Source organism: Streptomyces sp. NPDC052114, assembly GCF_040680155.1.
Taxonomy (GTDB): domain Bacteria; phylum Actinomycetota; class Actinomycetes; order Streptomycetales; family Streptomycetaceae; genus Streptomyces.
Map to the genome: position 1 here is coordinate 139509 of NZ_JBFAWC010000008.1, position 14786 is coordinate 154294.

A 14786-nucleotide genomic window follows, 5' to 3' on the forward strand; every position below is an offset into this window, starting at 1 on the left:
CTCCCGAACCCTTGCCGCCATAGCGGTTGGCTATGTGCTTGGGACCGCGAGTTACTACGGGTTCACCCTCATCTCGGATTCGTCCGACTCTGGCTCGGGGAGCAGTCTGCAGGGTGACAGCACCACCCCATCCTCCCCGTCTGAGTCTCAGTGCCCTTCACCAGCACCGTCTCCGAGTGGCACGCCGGACGGGCCACCACCCGCACAGCGATGACCAAAGGGCGGTGGAACGAAGCAACAAGCTTCGTTCCACCGCCCTTTGGCGTGCCTGGCGGGGCCCAGCTGTTAGCCATCTGAAAGGCATCGCAGCGACTCCTACGAAGGTCATCGATGCCTGCCGATTCAACTGAACAGGAGGACAGCATGATCCCTGTCGCACGGGCGGAGACCTTCTACCTGCCTCCACCACAACTTCCGCCCGACACCTGGGCACTCGTGCCGTCAGCCGAGCTGGTGTTCCGCTGGTACGAGTACCGCGTCCAGCGCCGCGTGATCCCGCCGGACGGCTTCATCGTCGGACAGCAGGTGTACGCGCGGATCAACCACAACCGGTGGGTGGTGGACTGCCGATGCGGATCCGCCCAAGTGGCCACACCGGCTGACCCGCGGACCGCGTGCACGGAGTGCGGCCTCGGCTGGATCGTCGTCGTCTTCCCCGCAGACCCAGACGCCGTCGAGGCCAGCCTTGCCGAGCTGCTGCCCGACGAGCGGAACTGGGTTCACCCCGACGACTCGGGCGAGTCCTGGCCTGTCCCGGTCCCGCCGCCCGCCACGCACGAGCCGTTCCTCGCGAAGGTGCCGCGATGACGACGACGCCGCGCACCTGGGTGGTCGGCGAGGTCGTCACCGCCGCCCCGCTCAACCAGGAGATCCGCGACCAGCTCAACAGCTTCTTCAGCGCCTGGACAACGACGTGGACCCCGGGATGGCTCGCCGAAGGCGGCGCCGCCCCCACCCTGGGCAACGGCACCCTGACCGGCCGGTACCTGAAGGTGGGCAGGACGGTCGACTGGGTACTGCAGCTCACCTGGGGCTCGACCACCGCGGTCGGCGGCGGGGGCGGGGGCGAGAACTGGATGTTTGTGCTGCCCGCCGGGCCCGCCACCGGCTTCAGCCAGCGCATCGCGTCGTTCGACGCGTTCGACAACAGCACGTCCCTGCACTACTCCGCCCGTGGCATCTACAACACCGGCAACGGCGGCGTCGTGAAGACGATCGTGTCCGACCGCGCCGACAACACCGGCATCTGGGACTCCCAACTGCCGTTCGTGTACGCCGCCGGAGACATCCTCTACGGCTCCGGCCGCTACGAAGCCGCCAGCTAGGAGGGGTGATGACCGTCCTCGTCTGCTCGCTCAAGAGCGAGACCCCACAGTCCATCCCGCCCGGCGCGTACACCGTGGTCCGTTTCCCCTTCGGCTCCGCAGAGTCGTACGACGCGCACTGCATGCACCAGGTCGTGCAGCCCGGAGGGGCTCGTGTCTCCGACTGGGCGCGGGACGACCGTTCCGGTCTGATCTGGCCAGCGGCCGTGGGCTGGGGCACGCTGCACGCCCTGGTCCAGTGGGAGAGCGGCGACTACACGGAAGTCCGCTCCCGGTTCGTACGCGACCCGCTCGGCTTGTCCACGGGCTTCGACTCGACGTGCACCGAGGACGACGTGCCCACGGGCGGAGGTCAGTTCCGCGCCAAGACCTGGGGGTTGTTCGTCGACCCCGATACGCCGCTCGCTCTGATGGTGCGGCACGACGCCAGCGAGGCGCGGCACGTCACCCTCGCCGAGCTCAAGTTGGCGATCCAGCCGACCTGATCCAAGAACTGTGGCCCAGTGGGTCACGGTTTTCTGTTCGCCCCGTGCCGTCTGGTCGGGGCCTTCGTCATGTCTGGAGACCTCATGTACGACACCCCACCCCGCCTGTTCAGCCTGGAACGGGACCTCGACGTCACTGGGATTTCCGGGGTCGGCACCGTTGCTGACGGCGTGCTCTGGTCCGATGGCTCGGCCTCGATCCGTTGGCGTGGCGACCACCCCAGCATCGTGCACTGGGCCTGCCTGGAGGACGCCGAGGCCGTCCACGGTCACGGCGGCGCGACGCGCTTCGTGTGGGCCGACGGACAGGGGGCGCGCTGATGGCCGCGCCGCTGTCCGCCTCGAAGGCGCTGGCCGCGCTGCGTGCCGAGGGCGTGAAGGTCGTCGAGGTCGCCGGATGGCCCGACCGGAACCGCAACCACAAGGGCCCGTGGGGCCCGGTGCACGGCGTGGTCATTCACCACACCGTCACCCGGGGCAGCGCGGCCACCTGTCCAACGGCGAGCTGTGGCGGCTCATCACCGACGTCCGCGCCGAGATCTCAGCGCGCCTCGACCAGCTCGTGCGCAGGGACGTCTACGACGCTCGCGAGACCGCCCGTGACCGCGCCATGGACGCTCTGCAGCGCGATATCCAGGAGATCGAGGCCGAGCGGGAGAAGGAGGCCGACCGGCGGCCGACCGGCGGCTGATCTTCACGGCGCTGGTCGCCCCGGTCATCATGCTCGCGCTCATGCTGTATTTGGCGTCGCAGGGGGTGCAGACGTGAGTCCGCGAAAGCACCGAAGGCGCAGTGATCTGCTGTTCGTCCTTGCTGTGGCGGTCGCTTTGGCGGGGGCGCTGTGGGTGGTCGTCACGTTGCAGTCCCTCGCTGGTGACCTGCACACCGCGAACCGGGCGCGCGACCAACTCGCCCGCCAGGTCCAGCAGCTCGGCGGCAAACCCATCGCGGGCCCGCCCGGCTCGCGCGGTGACCCGGGCCGGTCCGTCACCGGGCCCCGCGGTCCGCAGGGCCAGCGTGGCCAGCCGGGCCCTGCCGGGGCGTCGGGGAAGCCGGGCAAGGCCGGCGATACCGGCAAGGCAGGCGCAGACGGCACAGACGGCGTGGGCGAGACCGGCCCGACCGGGGCCGCCGGCGCCGACGGTGTGGCCGGACCGCCAGGTCCGCAGGGCGAGCCGGGCCCGGCCGGACCTGAGGGCCCCGCGGGCAAGGACGGCGCGGCTGGGCAGGACGGCCGCGACGGGCAGACGTGCCCCGACGGCTACAGCCTCCAGGCGCCGGCCGACGATCCGGATGCGCTCGTGTGCCGCCGTGATGGTGCCCCGCCGCCGGATCCGGGGCCGAGCCCGCAGGCGGCCGCCCTCGACCCGACCCGCCGCCAGTACGTCTGAGATGTGCCCCCTTCCGCCTTCGGGCGGGAGGGGGCCTTTCGTCATGCCCGCTACTCCGGCACCCGGTTGTACTGATCGAGGGTCGTCTTCGACGTCGAAGCGTCCATGAGCCGCAACTCCCACGGCCCCGTGTTCACATCGAAGTCCTTGCCGAACCCGACCCACTTGCCCGCCATCCGCCGCCCTGTGGGTTCCACGAGCATCTGGAGAGCCCCGAAGTAGCGGGCGCCGCGGTAGTAGCCCTCGGCAGAGGTCTGCTCGGTCCAGGTGCCCGTCACGGTCGCGCCGTCCACCTGAAGATCAAGAGTCAGTGGGCTGTTCGGGTTGAGTGACGCTCCGGGCAGGCTACGGCCGGTGAGCCGGTTGCCGTGCTGGAGAAGCACCACGTAGTGCTTCCCGGTGAAGACGTCGTTGTTCCGACCGCTCGACACGTACTCGTAGGTCGAGAGCCACACCCCGGAGTAGTTCCCGCGGGGCGCGGTCTGTGCTGCCGTCTGGCTGGAGTGGACGGCGAGCGTCGGGTCATCGAGGTCGTGGCCGCCCTGCCCGTCCTCGGACACGGCGACGGCCGAAGCGCCGAAGCCGAGCCCCTCAATGGGCACTCCCGTGACGCGTTCCAGGGCACGCGCGTACAGCGGGCGCGGGGCGGCGGTGTCGCCGGACTCCCACCGCTGCACGAGGCGCTTGGAGGCGTCGTTGGGCTGGCCGAGTTGCTGCCCGGCGTCACGGACGGCGCGGGCGAATTCGTCCTGGGACATGAGCAGGCCCTTTCGGACCGCTTGCAGGGTTCCGTTCGGTGTCGCCATAGATCGACCGTACGCGCCCACGCTGCGGAATGACACCGAAATGTCGTCCCCAATGTCGCCGGTATGACGTCGCATTCGTCGTCGCGGTGCAGACAGCAACGGGACGAACGTGATCCGTAACAAAGCCCCGGCGACCGCTGACACGGCCCCGGGGCGTGGCCGACTACCAAGGGAGCCGACATGGCCGACAGTACGGGCCGAGCCCTCAGCTCGGAAAGTGGAGCATCCCCGGCGCTGGTGAGCGCCGTCACCGACTGGTTCGCGCGCACCCTGGACGCACCTGAACAAGCACGCCGCGAGTGGTCCGACGTCGGCGTCGCCATCTTGCCGCTGGGCGGGCGTTTTGACGCGGTGCGCCTGTCCGACGCCCTCGTGCACGCCGCCTTGGGCTCCACCGTCCCCGATGAGATCGCCGCGCGCCTCGGGCACTTCCTCAGCGGCCCCGTGATCCACGACAGCCGGACCATGGGCGGCACCTACTACGCCCTCATGCGGCCCGTCGACCGGGTCCGGTGGCGCTACCAGGACATCGCACCTCGGCTCGGGGCGCACAGCTACCTCGGCGTGCCCAAGCTGACCCGGACCGAGCCGACGGGCACGCACTGGGTGGTGCTGCCTCGGTTCGAGGGCGACCTGTGCGAGCCCACCGCCGTCGAGGGCCTCGTCACCGCCGGCAGCGCCGTCCTGAGCGGAGCCGAGCAGTGATCGCGAGCGCGGTGACCGCCGAGGAGCAGCGGGCGGACGAGGCGTACCGGCTCCTCCTCGCGCACACCGAGGGGTGCGGCCGCTGCCGGGCGGGCGAGGAGTGCGACGACGAGCGGCGCCTCTCGCGTGCCTGGCGCGCCACGCGCTCCGCCGCCGCGCACCGCGCTCCCGGCGGTGAGGGTTCGTGACGACGCCGTTCCAGTCTCCCGAGCGGTGCATCCTCTGCCAGCACACCATCCGCGACGGCGAGAGGGTCGAGCCGCGGATGCGGCAGAGGAACTCCGGCGGTCCCGTTCCCGGTGTGGCCCACGTGGATCCGTGCCCCATCGGGGTCGAGCCGCTGCCCTGTGCCCTCTGCCTGCGCGCGGTCCTGACCGATGCCCCCGGCCCGCACCCGTGCCAGGAGACGACCTCTCTCGGCGTCGACGGGGCCCGGATCGTGGTCATCCCGGAGACGCACTGCCTGTGCCGCTGCCCCCTCGAAGGCGACGAGGCGCCCCCGGCGGAGAGCAAGGCCTTAACGGACGCGCGGGCCGAGGCACGGCGCCAGGTCGGCGCCGAGTAGGAAGCCCCCCGCCGCCAGCTGGAGAGGCCGCGCGGCAGGCGAGACGATGGCCGTCTGCGGGTGCTTCACGCCCCGTGTGACCGGAATGCAGTCACGTGCTGTCTACACACACTCCCGTCGCGGCGGTTCCCGATGTGTGATGGCGCTTCATACCCGGCGCTGCCCAGACCCCGCCGCGCCGAGGGCCCCGCCCCTTCCTGCACCTCCCCACGTGGGCGGCGGCTCCCTAGCCCTGCGGCGCTGGCATATGCCGCAGGGCTACGGGTACGGTCTCGTAATAGAACACGTGTTCACCCTTTCGGGCGATGACCTTGAGGGCGAGTGCCTGTTACACATGATGTGAGCCCGCCCCCTGAACGTGTCGGGCCGTCCCACTGTGGTGCCCCCCTCGGTGGCGGCCCGGCACTCGACTGCCCCCGCGTTCCGCACCCATGGAGCCGGGGGTGGTCCCTTGTCTAGGGTGACCTGCAGGAACGTAAAGATCATTTGGGTGATATTTGGACGATGATCTTCGGTAGTGAGGGTGTAGCGAGACTGTCTGAGCGTGTAGCTAGAGTGCACACAACGAAGGCCCAGGGCCGGAGACTTGCTCCATGACCTGGGCCTTTGCCGTTCTGACCTGGTGCCCCCGGCAGGATTCGAACCTGCGACACCCGCTTTAGGAGAGCGGTGCTCTATCCCCTGAGCTACGAAGGCGTGGCGTGATGGCGCGGGTCGTGTGGACTGCGTCACCGCCGACAGTGTAGCGGGTGGTCAACTCGGGGCCGGGGGTCGTTCCCCGTTACTCGATGACGAGGTCGACCTGGATGTTGCCGCGCGTCGCCTTCGAGTAGGGGCAGAACGCGTGGGTCTTCTCCAGGAGTGCCTCGCCCGTGGGGCCCTCCAGGTGTGCCGGGAGTTCCACGCGCATGACCACCGCGAGGCCGAAGCCGCCGTCCGTGTCGTCCTTGCCGATGCTCACCTCCGCCGTCACCGAGACGTCCGAGACGTCCAGCTTCTCCTGGCGCGCGATGTTGCCCATCGCGCTGGCGAAGCAGGCCGCGTAGCCGGCGGCGAAGAGCTGCTCCGGGTTCGTGCCCTTGCCGTCGCCGCCCAGCGCCGGGGGGAAGGCCAGCGGCAGGTCGACCTGGCCGTCGGAGCTGACGGCGCGGCCCTCGCGGCCGTTGGCGGTGGCCACTGCGGTGTACAGCGCGTCCATGGGGTCCTCGCTTCGGGTGTCGGCTGTGGTGTGTCGGCTCAGCTCTTTCGTGACTGCTGAGCCGTCTCCATAAGTAGAGCACGCAATTTAGTTGTGCACAACTTAGTTGGGTCCTGTTGTAGCCTGGGGCCATGGACGACGAGGACTTTCTGCGGCTCGATCACCAGATCTGCTTCTCGCTGCACGCCGCCACGCGCGCCTTCAACGGCGTCTATCGCACCGCCCTGAAGGGGCTCGGGCTCACCTACCCCCAGTACCTGGTGATGCTCGTGCTCTGGGAGCACGGCGAGCTGCCCGTCAAGAAGATCGGGGAGCGGCTGCGGCTCGACTCCGGGACCCTGTCGCCGCTGCTCAAGCGGCTGGAGGCGGCCGGGTACGTGGAGCGGCGCCGCAGCGCCGAGGACGAGCGGTCCGTCGCCGTGACGCTGACGGCGGAAGGGCTCGCCCTGCGGGGGCGGGCGCGGGCCGTCCCCCGCGCCATCGCCGAGTCCACCGGCCTGTCCCTGGAGGACGTGCGGGATCTGCGGACCCGCCTGAACGCCCTGACGGCGGCCCTGGACGCCGCCGAAGCGCGCCCGGGGGCCGAAGTGCGGCCGGGGACCGACGCCCGGGGATGCGTCGACTGACGCGCCCCCGGGCCTCGGCCCCCGGGTCGTGAGGGAGCGGCCGGGCAGCCGCTACGGCTGCTCGCCGAACACCGTCCCCGCCGTCGTCACCACCGCGCACTTCCCCGCCGCCCAGCGCAGCGCCATCGCGTGGTCCTCCGCCGAGAAGTCGGCCACCGCGTCGGCGACCACGAACGCCTGGATGTCCTGCATCCACGCGTCGCAGGCCGTCATCAGGACGCCGATGTGGGCGTAGACGCCCGTGATGACCAGCTGGTCGCGGCCCTGTTCGCGCAGGCGCTCCAGGAGGTCCGTGCGGACGAAGCCGCTGTACTTCCACTTGGTGAGGACCGTGTCCGCGGGCGCGGGGCCGATCTCGGGCGCGATCGCCGCCGCGTCGGCGTCGTCCGGCAGTCCCGGACCCCAGAAGTCCTGCTGGAGCCCGCGTTCGGCGGGGGTCTGGCCGCCGGGCTGCGCGGTGTGCACGACCGGGATGCCGAGACGGTCGGCCGTCTGCTTCAACCGCGCCACGTGGGCGAGGAGTTCGGGCACCGGCGAGGCCGTGCGGTCGTACGCGTTCAGGAAGTAGTTCTGCAGGTCGTGCACGAGGAGCACGGCGCGGGACGGGTCGACCTTCCAGTCGACGCGGTTCGCCGGCAGCTCGTCGGCCGACGGCATGGGGTACGGGGTGATGGCGGGGAGGGCCATGTCGTGAGCTGTTCCGTTCAGGCTTGCGGGGCGGGGGAGGCGGGCGAGGGCGACGTGGCGGCCGCCCGCAGGTCCTTCTTGGAGATCTTGCCGACCCCCGTCTGCGGGAAGGCCGTCACGAACTCCACGCGGTCCGGCACCTTGTAGGCGGCCAGACCCCGTTCGCGTACGAACTTCTTGACGGCGAGCGCCTTCAGCGGCTCGGCGCCCTCGCGCAGGATCACGTACGCGCAGGTCCGCTCGCCCAGGTACGGGTCGGGCTCGGCGACGACGTTCGCGTCGTGCACGGACGGGTGGGCCAGGAGGTGGTTCTCGACCTCCTCGGCCGCGATCTTCTCGCCGCCGCGGTTGATCTGGTCCTTGGCCCGGCCCTCGACCACGATGTGCCCGCTCTCCGTGAGGCGTACGACGTCGCCCGTGCGGTAGAAGCCGTCCGCCGTGAAGGAACGGGCGTTGTGCTCGGGCGCCTTCCAGTAGCCGCGGATCGTGTACGGGCCGCGGGTCAGGAGGTGACCCGTGGCGCCGACGGGCAGGTCCTCGTCCTCGTCGTCGACGACCCGGATCTCGTCGTCCGGCGAGATCGGGCGGCCCTGGGTCGTGACGATCGTCTCCGGATCGTCGTCCAGGCGCGTGTAGTTGACCAGGCCCTCCGCCATGCCGAAGACCTGTTGCAGCGTGCAGCCCAGGGCGGGCTTCACCCGGCGCGCCGCCTCCTCGCTGAACTTCGCGCCGCCGACCAGGAGGACCTCCAGGCTGCTCAGGTCGTACGGCGTCGAGGTCGCGGCGTCCGTCCACAGCAGGGCGAGCGGCGGGACGAGGCCCGTGAGGGTGACGCCCTCCGACTCGATGATCGGGAAGGCGGCCTCGGGGCCGGGGCGCGGGCACAGGACGACGCGGGCGCCCGCGTACAGCGCGCCGAGCGAACCGGGCGACGAGAGCGGGAAGTTGTGGGCCGCGGGCAGGGCGACCAGATAGACCGAGGACGCGTCGACCCCGCACAGCTCGTTCGAGCCGCGCAGCGAGTAGATGTAGTCGTCGTGGGTGCGCGGGATCAGCTTCGGTACGCCCGTGCTGCCGCCGGAGAGCTGGAGGAAGGCGAGGTCACCGGGGGCGGGCGGGTCCGGGATCGGCACCGGCTCCGCGGGGACGTCGGACAGCGCCTCGAAGGCGCCCCCGTCGCCGTCGGCCACGAACACGTGGCGCAGGGTGGGGACTTCGGCGGCGACCTTGGTGGCCAGGTCGCGGTAGTTGAAGCCCGCGTGCTCGGCCGGGATGACGTACGCGGCGGCCTCGGTGAACTCGCAGAAGTAGCGGATCTCCGTCTCGCGGTGCGCGGGCAGCGCGAAGACCGGCAGGGCGCCGATGCGGAAGAGGGCGAAGACCGTCTCGAAGAACTCGGCGATGTTCGGGAGCTGGACCACCACCTTGTCGCCCTTGGCGATGCCGCGGGCGAGGAAGCCCGCGGCCAGCCGGTCGGCGCGCAGGTCGAGTTCGCCGTACGTCCAGCGGAGGTCCCGGGCCGGGTCGACGACCGCGATCCGGTCCGGGTGCGCCTCCGCGCGGTCGCGCAGCATCTGCCCGAACGTCTCGCCCCGCCACCAGCCCGCCGCGCGGTAGCGCTCGGCGAACTCCTCGGGCCACAGGGGCGCGTCCGGCGTGCTCGGGGAATCCATGGTGCTCACAGCTCGGCTCCCACCGCGTTCAGGAACGTACGGAACTTCGCGCCCGTCTCCGCGGTCTCCGCCGCCGGGTCCGACGCGGCGACGATGCCCGCGCCCGCGTACAGCCGCAGGGACTGCTCCTCGGCCTCCGCGCAGCGGATCGTGACGACCCACTCGCCGTCGCCGCTCGCGTCGCCCCAGCCGATCATGCCGGTGAAGAAGCCGCGGTCGAACGGTTCCGTCTCGCGGATCACCTCGCGCGCGGTGGCGGTCGGGGTGCCGCAGACCGCGGGGGTGGGGTGCAGCGCGGTGGCCAGTTCGAGGGCTGAGGTGTCCAGGGAGGCGAGGGTGCCGGTGACCGTCGTCGACAGGTGCCACATCGTCGCGGTGCGGATGAGGGTGGGGCGGGCCGGGACGGTCAGCTCCGTGCAGAAGCCGGCGAGCGCCTGGTGCACGGCGTCCACGACGACGGCGTGCTCGTGCAGGTCCTTGGCGGACTCCAGGAGCGCGGCCGCGCGGCGCACGTCCTCGGCGAGGTCGTCGCTGCGCGGCGTCGAACCGGCCAGCGGGTTGGCGACGACGTGCTGGCCGTGGCGCGAGACGAGCAGTTCAGGGCTGGCGCCGATGAGGGTGCGGCCGGGGGCCGTCGGCAGCGCGAAGGTGTAGCCGGAGGGGTCGCGGCGGGCCAGGCGCTGGAGCATCGCGGGGATGTCCAGCGGCGCGGGGGCGGTGAGTTCGAGGGTGCGGGCCAGGACGACCTTGCTGAAGTCGCCGCGCCACATGCGGTCCACGGCGGCGGCCACGCCCGCGCCGTACTCCTCGGGTTCGGGCACCGGGCGGATCCGCCAGTCGGTGGCCTCCGGGGCGTCGGCGGGCAGCGCGATGAGCGGGTCGGCGGTCAGCGGGGGAGCGGCGCGCAGGGAGTCGGGGACGGCGAGGGCGGCCGGGGCGGTGTGGTCGAAGGGGACCGCGCCGATCACGTACGGCTGGGCGGAGCCCGCGCGGCGCGCGGCGGCCAGGGTGGCGGCGACGCGTTCCGGCAGGGGTCTGTCGTCGTGGGGCACGTGCGCCCGGACGCCCTCGGCCAGCAGGGTGCGGGTCGGCGTCGCGAGGAAGCGTGCGCCTGGGGTGTAGGCGTCGAGCAGGGAGGTGGCGGCTCCTACGGCGGGGTGGGCCTGCTCGGCCGTCGTGACGTGTGTGGCGACCTCGGATGCCGTCGACACGGGGGCTCCAATTCTCGCGGCGGGTGCGGTGCGTGGTGCGGGTGAAAGGGGAGGGGCGGGGGAGGAGAGTGCGTACGGGTACGAGTACGGGGTGTGGGCGACGGGGAGGGCTCGGGGCCGTGGCCCCGGTCCCGCGCGAGCCGGAGCTCAGCGCAGCGTCGCGCCGCCGTCGACGTACAGCTCTTGCAGCGTGATGTGTTTCGCCCGGTCCGAGGCGAGGAAGAGCACCGCGTCGGCGATGTCCTCGGGGCTGGCGATCCGGCCGAGGGGGATGCCCGTGCGGTACGTCTCCGGGTCGCCCGCGATGACGCTCAGCGGGACCTCCGCCTGGCCCTCGGGCCACAGGGCCCGCTGCATGGCGGTGTCGGTGGAGCCCGGCGCGACCACGTTGCAGCGCACGCCGCTGCGGGCGATCTCCAGGCCGAGGCACTTGGTGAACATCGTGGCCGCCGCCTTCGACGCGGCGTACGCGGCCATGCCGGTGCGCGGGATGCCGGCGGCGTTGGAGGCGACGGTGACGATGCAGCCGGAGCCGCGCGCCGTCATGTGCGCGGCGGCGGCGCGGGAGGTGTGGAAGACGCCGGTGGTGTTCACGGCGAAGGTGTCGGCCCAGTCGGCGTCGGTGAGTTCGGCGACGGGGGCGCTGCGCAGGATGCCCGCGACGTTCACGAGGAGGTCGAGGCCCGCGTGGTCGCGGACGACGCCGTCGACGACGGACGCGACCGCGGCGGGGTCCGTCACGTCCATGACGCGGGGGGTGATCGTGCCGGCCGTGCCGCGCGCCGCGGCGGCCAGCTCGTCGATTCCGTGGGCGTCGCGGTCGGTGGCGACCACGTGCGCGCCCCGGGCGGCGAGTGCGGTGGCGACGGCGGCGCCGATGCCCTGGCCCGCCCCGGTCACCAGAGCCGTACGCCCGGCGAACTCGCCCTCGGCGTGCGACTCGTTCCGTATGTGCTCTGGCATGGTGTGAGTGACCTCCCCCTACGGTTTAGGTAAGCCTAACCTAACGTGCTGCTCTCCCCAAGGGTCGCCCCGCCCCCTGTGAATGGTTAGGCTAGCCTCACCTTATGCGTACGCGGAGTGTGCGTATAGCGGCTTCCGCTTCTCAAGAGCCGGACCCGTCCGGGGGGTTGGCCGGGAAGGCGGGTCGAAACCGGGCCCGGTGCGCTCCCGGCGACGTGTGTTACCGTGCAAGTGGTACGTGAGTACGTCCCGTCGGGACGCCCGTGCCAGGTTTCCCTTCTCCCGGTCTCCGGGATTCGCCCCGCTCGTGGGCTCCGCCCCTGTGTGGACTCCGCCCGTTCGTGGGCTCCGCCCCGGTTTCCGGGATCTTTCCCCGGGCTTCGGGACCTTTTCCCGGCCTTCTGGTCTTCCGGGATCCGTCAGGCCTCCACGGCCTTCTTCTCACCGCTCTCCGAGCGGTTTCGCTTCGCCCGTCGTACGGGGCGTGACCATCGCCGCCCCGCCGGGCCCCTCATTCGCATGCTCGCGAAAGGACCCACTCCCATGACTGCCATCGCACCGGAGCCGACCACGCGTACCGAGTCGGCCACCCGTACCGAATCCATCACCACCCGCACCGAATCCACCGTCACTCCCACCGCATCCACCACCCCCCGTACCGGTCCGACTCCCGTCGTCCATGCCGGAGTTCTCGACGTCGCCCGCGACGGCCGCGGGTTCCTGAGGGGCCCGTCCTGCCTGCCCGCCCCCGGCGACGTGTCCGTGCCCGCCGCGTTGATCCGCCGGTTCGGCCTGCGGACCGGCGACTTCGTGGAGGGCGGGGCCGCCGGGCGGGCCGGTGCCCTCTCCGCCGTCCACCGGGTCGGCGGGCGCGTGCCCGAACTCCTGCGCGGGCGGCCCCGGTTCGGGGACCTCACCCCGCTGCACCCGAACGAGCGGCTGCGTCTGGAGACCCCGGACGGGCCCGCCGCCACCCGGCTCCTCGACCTCGTCGCGCCCGTCGGCAAGGGGCAGCGCGGCCTCCTGGTCGCGCCGCCGAAGACCGGCAAGACCGTGCTGCTCCAGCAGATCGCCGCGGCCGTCGCGCGCAACCACCCCGAGTGCCACCTCATGGTGGTCCTCCTCGACGAACGGCCCGAGGAGGTCACCGACATGCGGCGCTCGGTCCGCGGCGAGGTGCTCGCCTCGACCTTCGACCAGCCCGCCAAGCGGCACATCGCCCTCGCCGAACTCGCCGTCGAGCGCGCCAAGCGCCTGGTCGAGCAGGGGCGCGACGTCGTCATGCTCTTCGACTCGCTGACGCGGCTGTGCCGCGCGTACAACAACGCCGCCTCCGGCAGCGGGCGCACCCTCAGCGGCGGCGTCGACGCGACCGCCGTCCAGGGGCCCAAGCGGCTCTTCGGCGCCGCGCGCAACGCCGAGGAGGGCGGCTCCCTCACGATGCTCGCGACCGTGCTGGTGGAGACCGGGTCGCGCGCCGACGACTACTACTTCGAGGAGCTGAAGAGCACCGGGAACATGGAGCTGCGCCTGGACCGCGGCATCGCCGCCCGGCGCGTCTTCCCGGCCGTCGACATCACCCCGTCCGGCACGCGCCGTGAGGAACTCCTCGTACCCGCCGACGAGTTGACCGCCATGCACGGGCTGCGGCGGGCGCTGCGCGGCCGGGACCCCCAGGGCTCCCTGGAGGCGCTGCTCGACCAGATCAGGAAGACGCCCGGCAACGCCGCGTTCCTGCGGCAGGTGCGGCAGACCGTGCCCGGCGCGCACGGCCGCGGTGACGGCGCGACCGCCCGCGCCGACGCTACGGACGCGTGATGTGCACCCGGTACTCGCCGTCGTCCGTCACACCCGCCACCGTCACCCGCACCCCCGTCTTCCGGTCGGTGAAGGTCTCGCCGACGGCGTAGGGCGCGTCGGAGAGTTCGGCGTGGACGTTGGGGCGGCGGGTGCAGCCGCCGCTGTCGGGGGTGGCGTCGGAGACCGTGACCGGGCCGTGGCCCGTGTCGACGTCCGCGTCCACGCGGTAGACGAGGACGCCCGGCCGGCAGACCGCCTCGTCGTTGCCGCCCGCGGTGCGGACCTCGACCGCGTACCCCGTCTTCTCGTCGAGCGGGGCGAAGGCCAGCTTCGTGCCGCCGGTGCGGGGCAGCGGGGAGAGCACGTGCTCGGTCGTGCCGGGGTTGGCGGCGCAGCTGATCTGGTCGTCGTCGAGCCAGCCCAGCTTCCACTTGTGCCAGGCCAGCAGGTCGTTGTTGGCGCCCCAGTCCTCGCTCATGATGTCCCAGTGGCCGACCGCGCCGCCGCCGTCCTGGGTGTAGAGGTCGGGCAGGCCGAAGACGTGGCCGTTCTCGTGGGGCAGGACGCGGTAGCCCGTCTCGCGGTAGCTGCCCGAGCCGTCGTCCTGGCGGCTGTAGACGAACGAGGCGTTGGAGACGGGGACGCCGTCGGCGACCGGTGCCTCGTGGTTGCCGGCGAAGGTCACCGACAGGACGGTGTCGAGGGCGGAGGGCCCGGCGTTCGGGGTGATCAGGATGTTCACGAGGTCGTACGAGCGGAAGTCCACGTCCGGGTCGGCGGCCGTCACGATGTCCTGGACGAGCTCGCGGTAGCCGGGGTCGAAGGGGGCGCCGCGCTCTATCCCGTACGCGGCGAACGGCTTGGGCATCCGCAGCCAGTCGGGGAGCGGGGCCTCGGGGCGGTAGTCGAGGCGGCCGTACGAAGCGGTGCGGAACCAGTCCGAGGTCTGCGGGAAGAACTCCGAGAGCCGGTCCGTCGCGCTGCCCTCGCCGGGGGCGTCCGAGAAGTCGACCATGAGGTTCAGGGCCCGGACGGTGCCGGTGGAGCGCGCGTAGCCGGGGGGAGTGGGCATGCCCTCCGACATCTGCACGCCGAGGGTGCCGCCGATCATGCAGGAGCCGAGCGCGGTGCTGCGGGCCAGGGACACCGGGCCCGCCGTGGTCGGCGAGTCCTCCATGAGGCGTCCGGTGCTCGCCGAGGTGGTGACCGCGAGGGCGAGCGCGGTGACGGAGGCGAGGGCGACACCGCGGCGGGAGAGGGGTATCCGCCGCCAGGTCGGCTGCTGCATGCGTGGGCCTTCCACTCCGCGGCAGCCGCCGGTCCTGGCTGCACCCTGTTCGATCACCCTGTG

General features: G+C 71.9%; 18 protein-coding genes and 1 tRNA gene. 11 read left to right on the forward strand and 8 right to left on the reverse strand.

The features are described from left to right. The first annotated feature begins 363 nt into the window (after nt 1-363). The 6 genes from AB0L89_RS19230 (at nt 364) to AB0L89_RS19255 (ending at nt 3201) form a co-directional block, all read left to right on the forward strand. Nucleotides 364-807 carry a hypothetical protein gene (locus AB0L89_RS19230; protein ID WP_365142257.1) on the forward strand — a complete coding sequence of 148 codons (444 nt, stop codon included), beginning with the start codon at nt 364-366 and terminating at the stop codon, nt 805-807. Further along, complete coding sequence (locus AB0L89_RS19235; protein ID WP_365142259.1) at nt 804-1325, forward strand: hypothetical protein; 522 nt, start codon at nt 804-806, stop codon at nt 1323-1325. Before AB0L89_RS19230 ends, AB0L89_RS19235 begins: the two co-directional genes overlap by 4 nt. Nucleotides 1326-1333: 8 nt before the next feature. Beyond that, the gene (locus AB0L89_RS19240) at nt 1334-1810 is read left to right on the forward strand and encodes a hypothetical protein (RefSeq protein WP_365142261.1); all 477 of its coding nucleotides are present in this window, start codon (nt 1334-1336) and stop codon (nt 1808-1810) included. 84 nt (nt 1811-1894) lie between these two features. After that, nucleotides 1895-2131, forward strand: coding sequence for a hypothetical protein (locus AB0L89_RS19245; protein WP_365142263.1), 237 nt, complete (start codon nt 1895-1897; stop codon nt 2129-2131). 109 nt (nt 2132-2240) lie between these two features. Continuing rightward, entirely contained in the window at nt 2241-2501 is a 261-nt protein-coding gene (locus tag AB0L89_RS19250) for a hypothetical protein (protein ID WP_365142265.1), read from the forward strand. Between the two features lie 73 nt (nt 2502-2574). Next, a complete protein-coding gene (locus AB0L89_RS19255; protein WP_365142267.1) occupies nt 2575-3201 on the forward strand; it encodes a collagen-like protein in 627 nt (208 codons plus the stop codon). 50 nt (nt 3202-3251) lie between these two features. On the opposite strand, the gene AB0L89_RS19260 is transcribed toward AB0L89_RS19255, so the two are convergent. After that, a complete protein-coding gene (locus AB0L89_RS19260) occupies nt 3252-4007 on the reverse strand; it encodes a helix-turn-helix transcriptional regulator (protein WP_365142269.1) in 756 nt (251 codons plus the stop codon). A gap of 180 nt (nt 4008-4187) precedes the next feature. On the opposite strand from AB0L89_RS19260, the gene AB0L89_RS19265 reads away from it, so the two are divergent. Genes AB0L89_RS19265 through AB0L89_RS19275 form a run of 3 tightly spaced genes read left to right on the forward strand, consistent with a single transcriptional unit; the run spans nt 4188 to nt 5277 of the window. Beyond that, entirely contained in the window at nt 4188-4712 is a 525-nt protein-coding gene (locus AB0L89_RS19265; RefSeq protein ID WP_365142271.1) for a hypothetical protein, read from the forward strand. Further along, nucleotides 4709-4900, forward strand: coding sequence for a hypothetical protein (locus AB0L89_RS19270; RefSeq protein ID WP_365142273.1), 192 nt, complete (start codon nt 4709-4711; stop codon nt 4898-4900). Before AB0L89_RS19265 ends, AB0L89_RS19270 begins: the two co-directional genes overlap by 4 nt. Continuing rightward, nucleotides 4897-5277 carry a hypothetical protein gene (locus AB0L89_RS19275; RefSeq protein WP_365142275.1) on the forward strand — a complete coding sequence of 127 codons (381 nt, stop codon included), beginning with the start codon at nt 4897-4899 and terminating at the stop codon, nt 5275-5277. The genes AB0L89_RS19270 and AB0L89_RS19275 overlap by 4 nt, the downstream gene beginning before the upstream one ends. Nucleotides 5278-5897: 620 nt before the next feature. Here the strand turns inward: AB0L89_RS19275 and AB0L89_RS19280 are convergent. Next, a tRNA-Arg gene (locus AB0L89_RS19280) sits at nt 5898-5973 on the reverse strand. Nucleotides 5974-6058: 85 nt separating this feature from the next. Then, nucleotides 6059-6475, reverse strand: a complete 417-nt coding sequence (locus AB0L89_RS19285) for an organic hydroperoxide resistance protein (protein WP_365142277.1) — start codon at nt 6473-6475, stop codon at nt 6059-6061. Nucleotides 6476-6606: 131 nt separating this feature from the next. Here AB0L89_RS19285 and AB0L89_RS19290 point away from each other — a divergent pair, with 131 nt between their 5' ends. Then, nucleotides 6607-7101 (forward strand): MarR family transcriptional regulator, encoded by a 495-nt coding sequence (locus AB0L89_RS19290; RefSeq protein WP_365142279.1) that lies wholly within the window; start codon nt 6607-6609, stop codon nt 7099-7101. Between the two features lie 51 nt (nt 7102-7152). Here the strand turns inward: AB0L89_RS19290 and AB0L89_RS19295 are convergent, their stop codons facing one another. The 4 genes from AB0L89_RS19295 to AB0L89_RS19310 all read right to left on the reverse strand — a co-directional run bounded on the left by AB0L89_RS19295 (nt 7153) and on the right by AB0L89_RS19310 (nt 11635). Continuing rightward, nucleotides 7153-7788 (reverse strand): isochorismatase family protein, encoded by a 636-nt coding sequence (locus AB0L89_RS19295; RefSeq protein ID WP_365142281.1) that lies wholly within the window; start codon nt 7786-7788, stop codon nt 7153-7155. Nucleotides 7789-7805: 17 nt separating this feature from the next. After that, a complete protein-coding gene (locus AB0L89_RS19300) occupies nt 7806-9461 on the reverse strand; it encodes a (2,3-dihydroxybenzoyl)adenylate synthase (RefSeq protein ID WP_365142684.1) in 1656 nt (551 codons plus the stop codon). Between the two features lie 5 nt (nt 9462-9466). Next, the gene (gene dhbC, locus AB0L89_RS19305) at nt 9467-10672 is read right to left on the reverse strand and encodes an isochorismate synthase DhbC (protein ID WP_365142283.1); all 1206 of its coding nucleotides are present in this window, start codon (nt 10670-10672) and stop codon (nt 9467-9469) included. A 147-nt stretch (nt 10673-10819) separates the two neighbouring features. Continuing rightward, nucleotides 10820-11635, reverse strand: coding sequence for a 2,3-dihydro-2,3-dihydroxybenzoate dehydrogenase (locus AB0L89_RS19310; RefSeq protein ID WP_365142285.1), 816 nt, complete (start codon nt 11633-11635; stop codon nt 10820-10822). 543 nt (nt 11636-12178) lie between these two features. On the opposite strand from AB0L89_RS19310, the gene rho reads away from it, so the two are divergent. Next, complete coding sequence (gene rho / locus AB0L89_RS19315; protein ID WP_365142287.1) at nt 12179-13453, forward strand: transcription termination factor Rho; 1275 nt, start codon at nt 12179-12181, stop codon at nt 13451-13453. Here the strand turns inward: rho and AB0L89_RS19320 are convergent. Continuing rightward, the gene (locus tag AB0L89_RS19320) at nt 13440-14723 is read right to left on the reverse strand and encodes a M6 family metalloprotease domain-containing protein (protein ID WP_365142289.1); all 1284 of its coding nucleotides are present in this window, start codon (nt 14721-14723) and stop codon (nt 13440-13442) included. The two genes, rho and AB0L89_RS19320, sit on opposite strands and share 14 nt — an antisense overlap. Between the last annotated feature and the right edge of the window lie 63 nt (nt 14724-14786).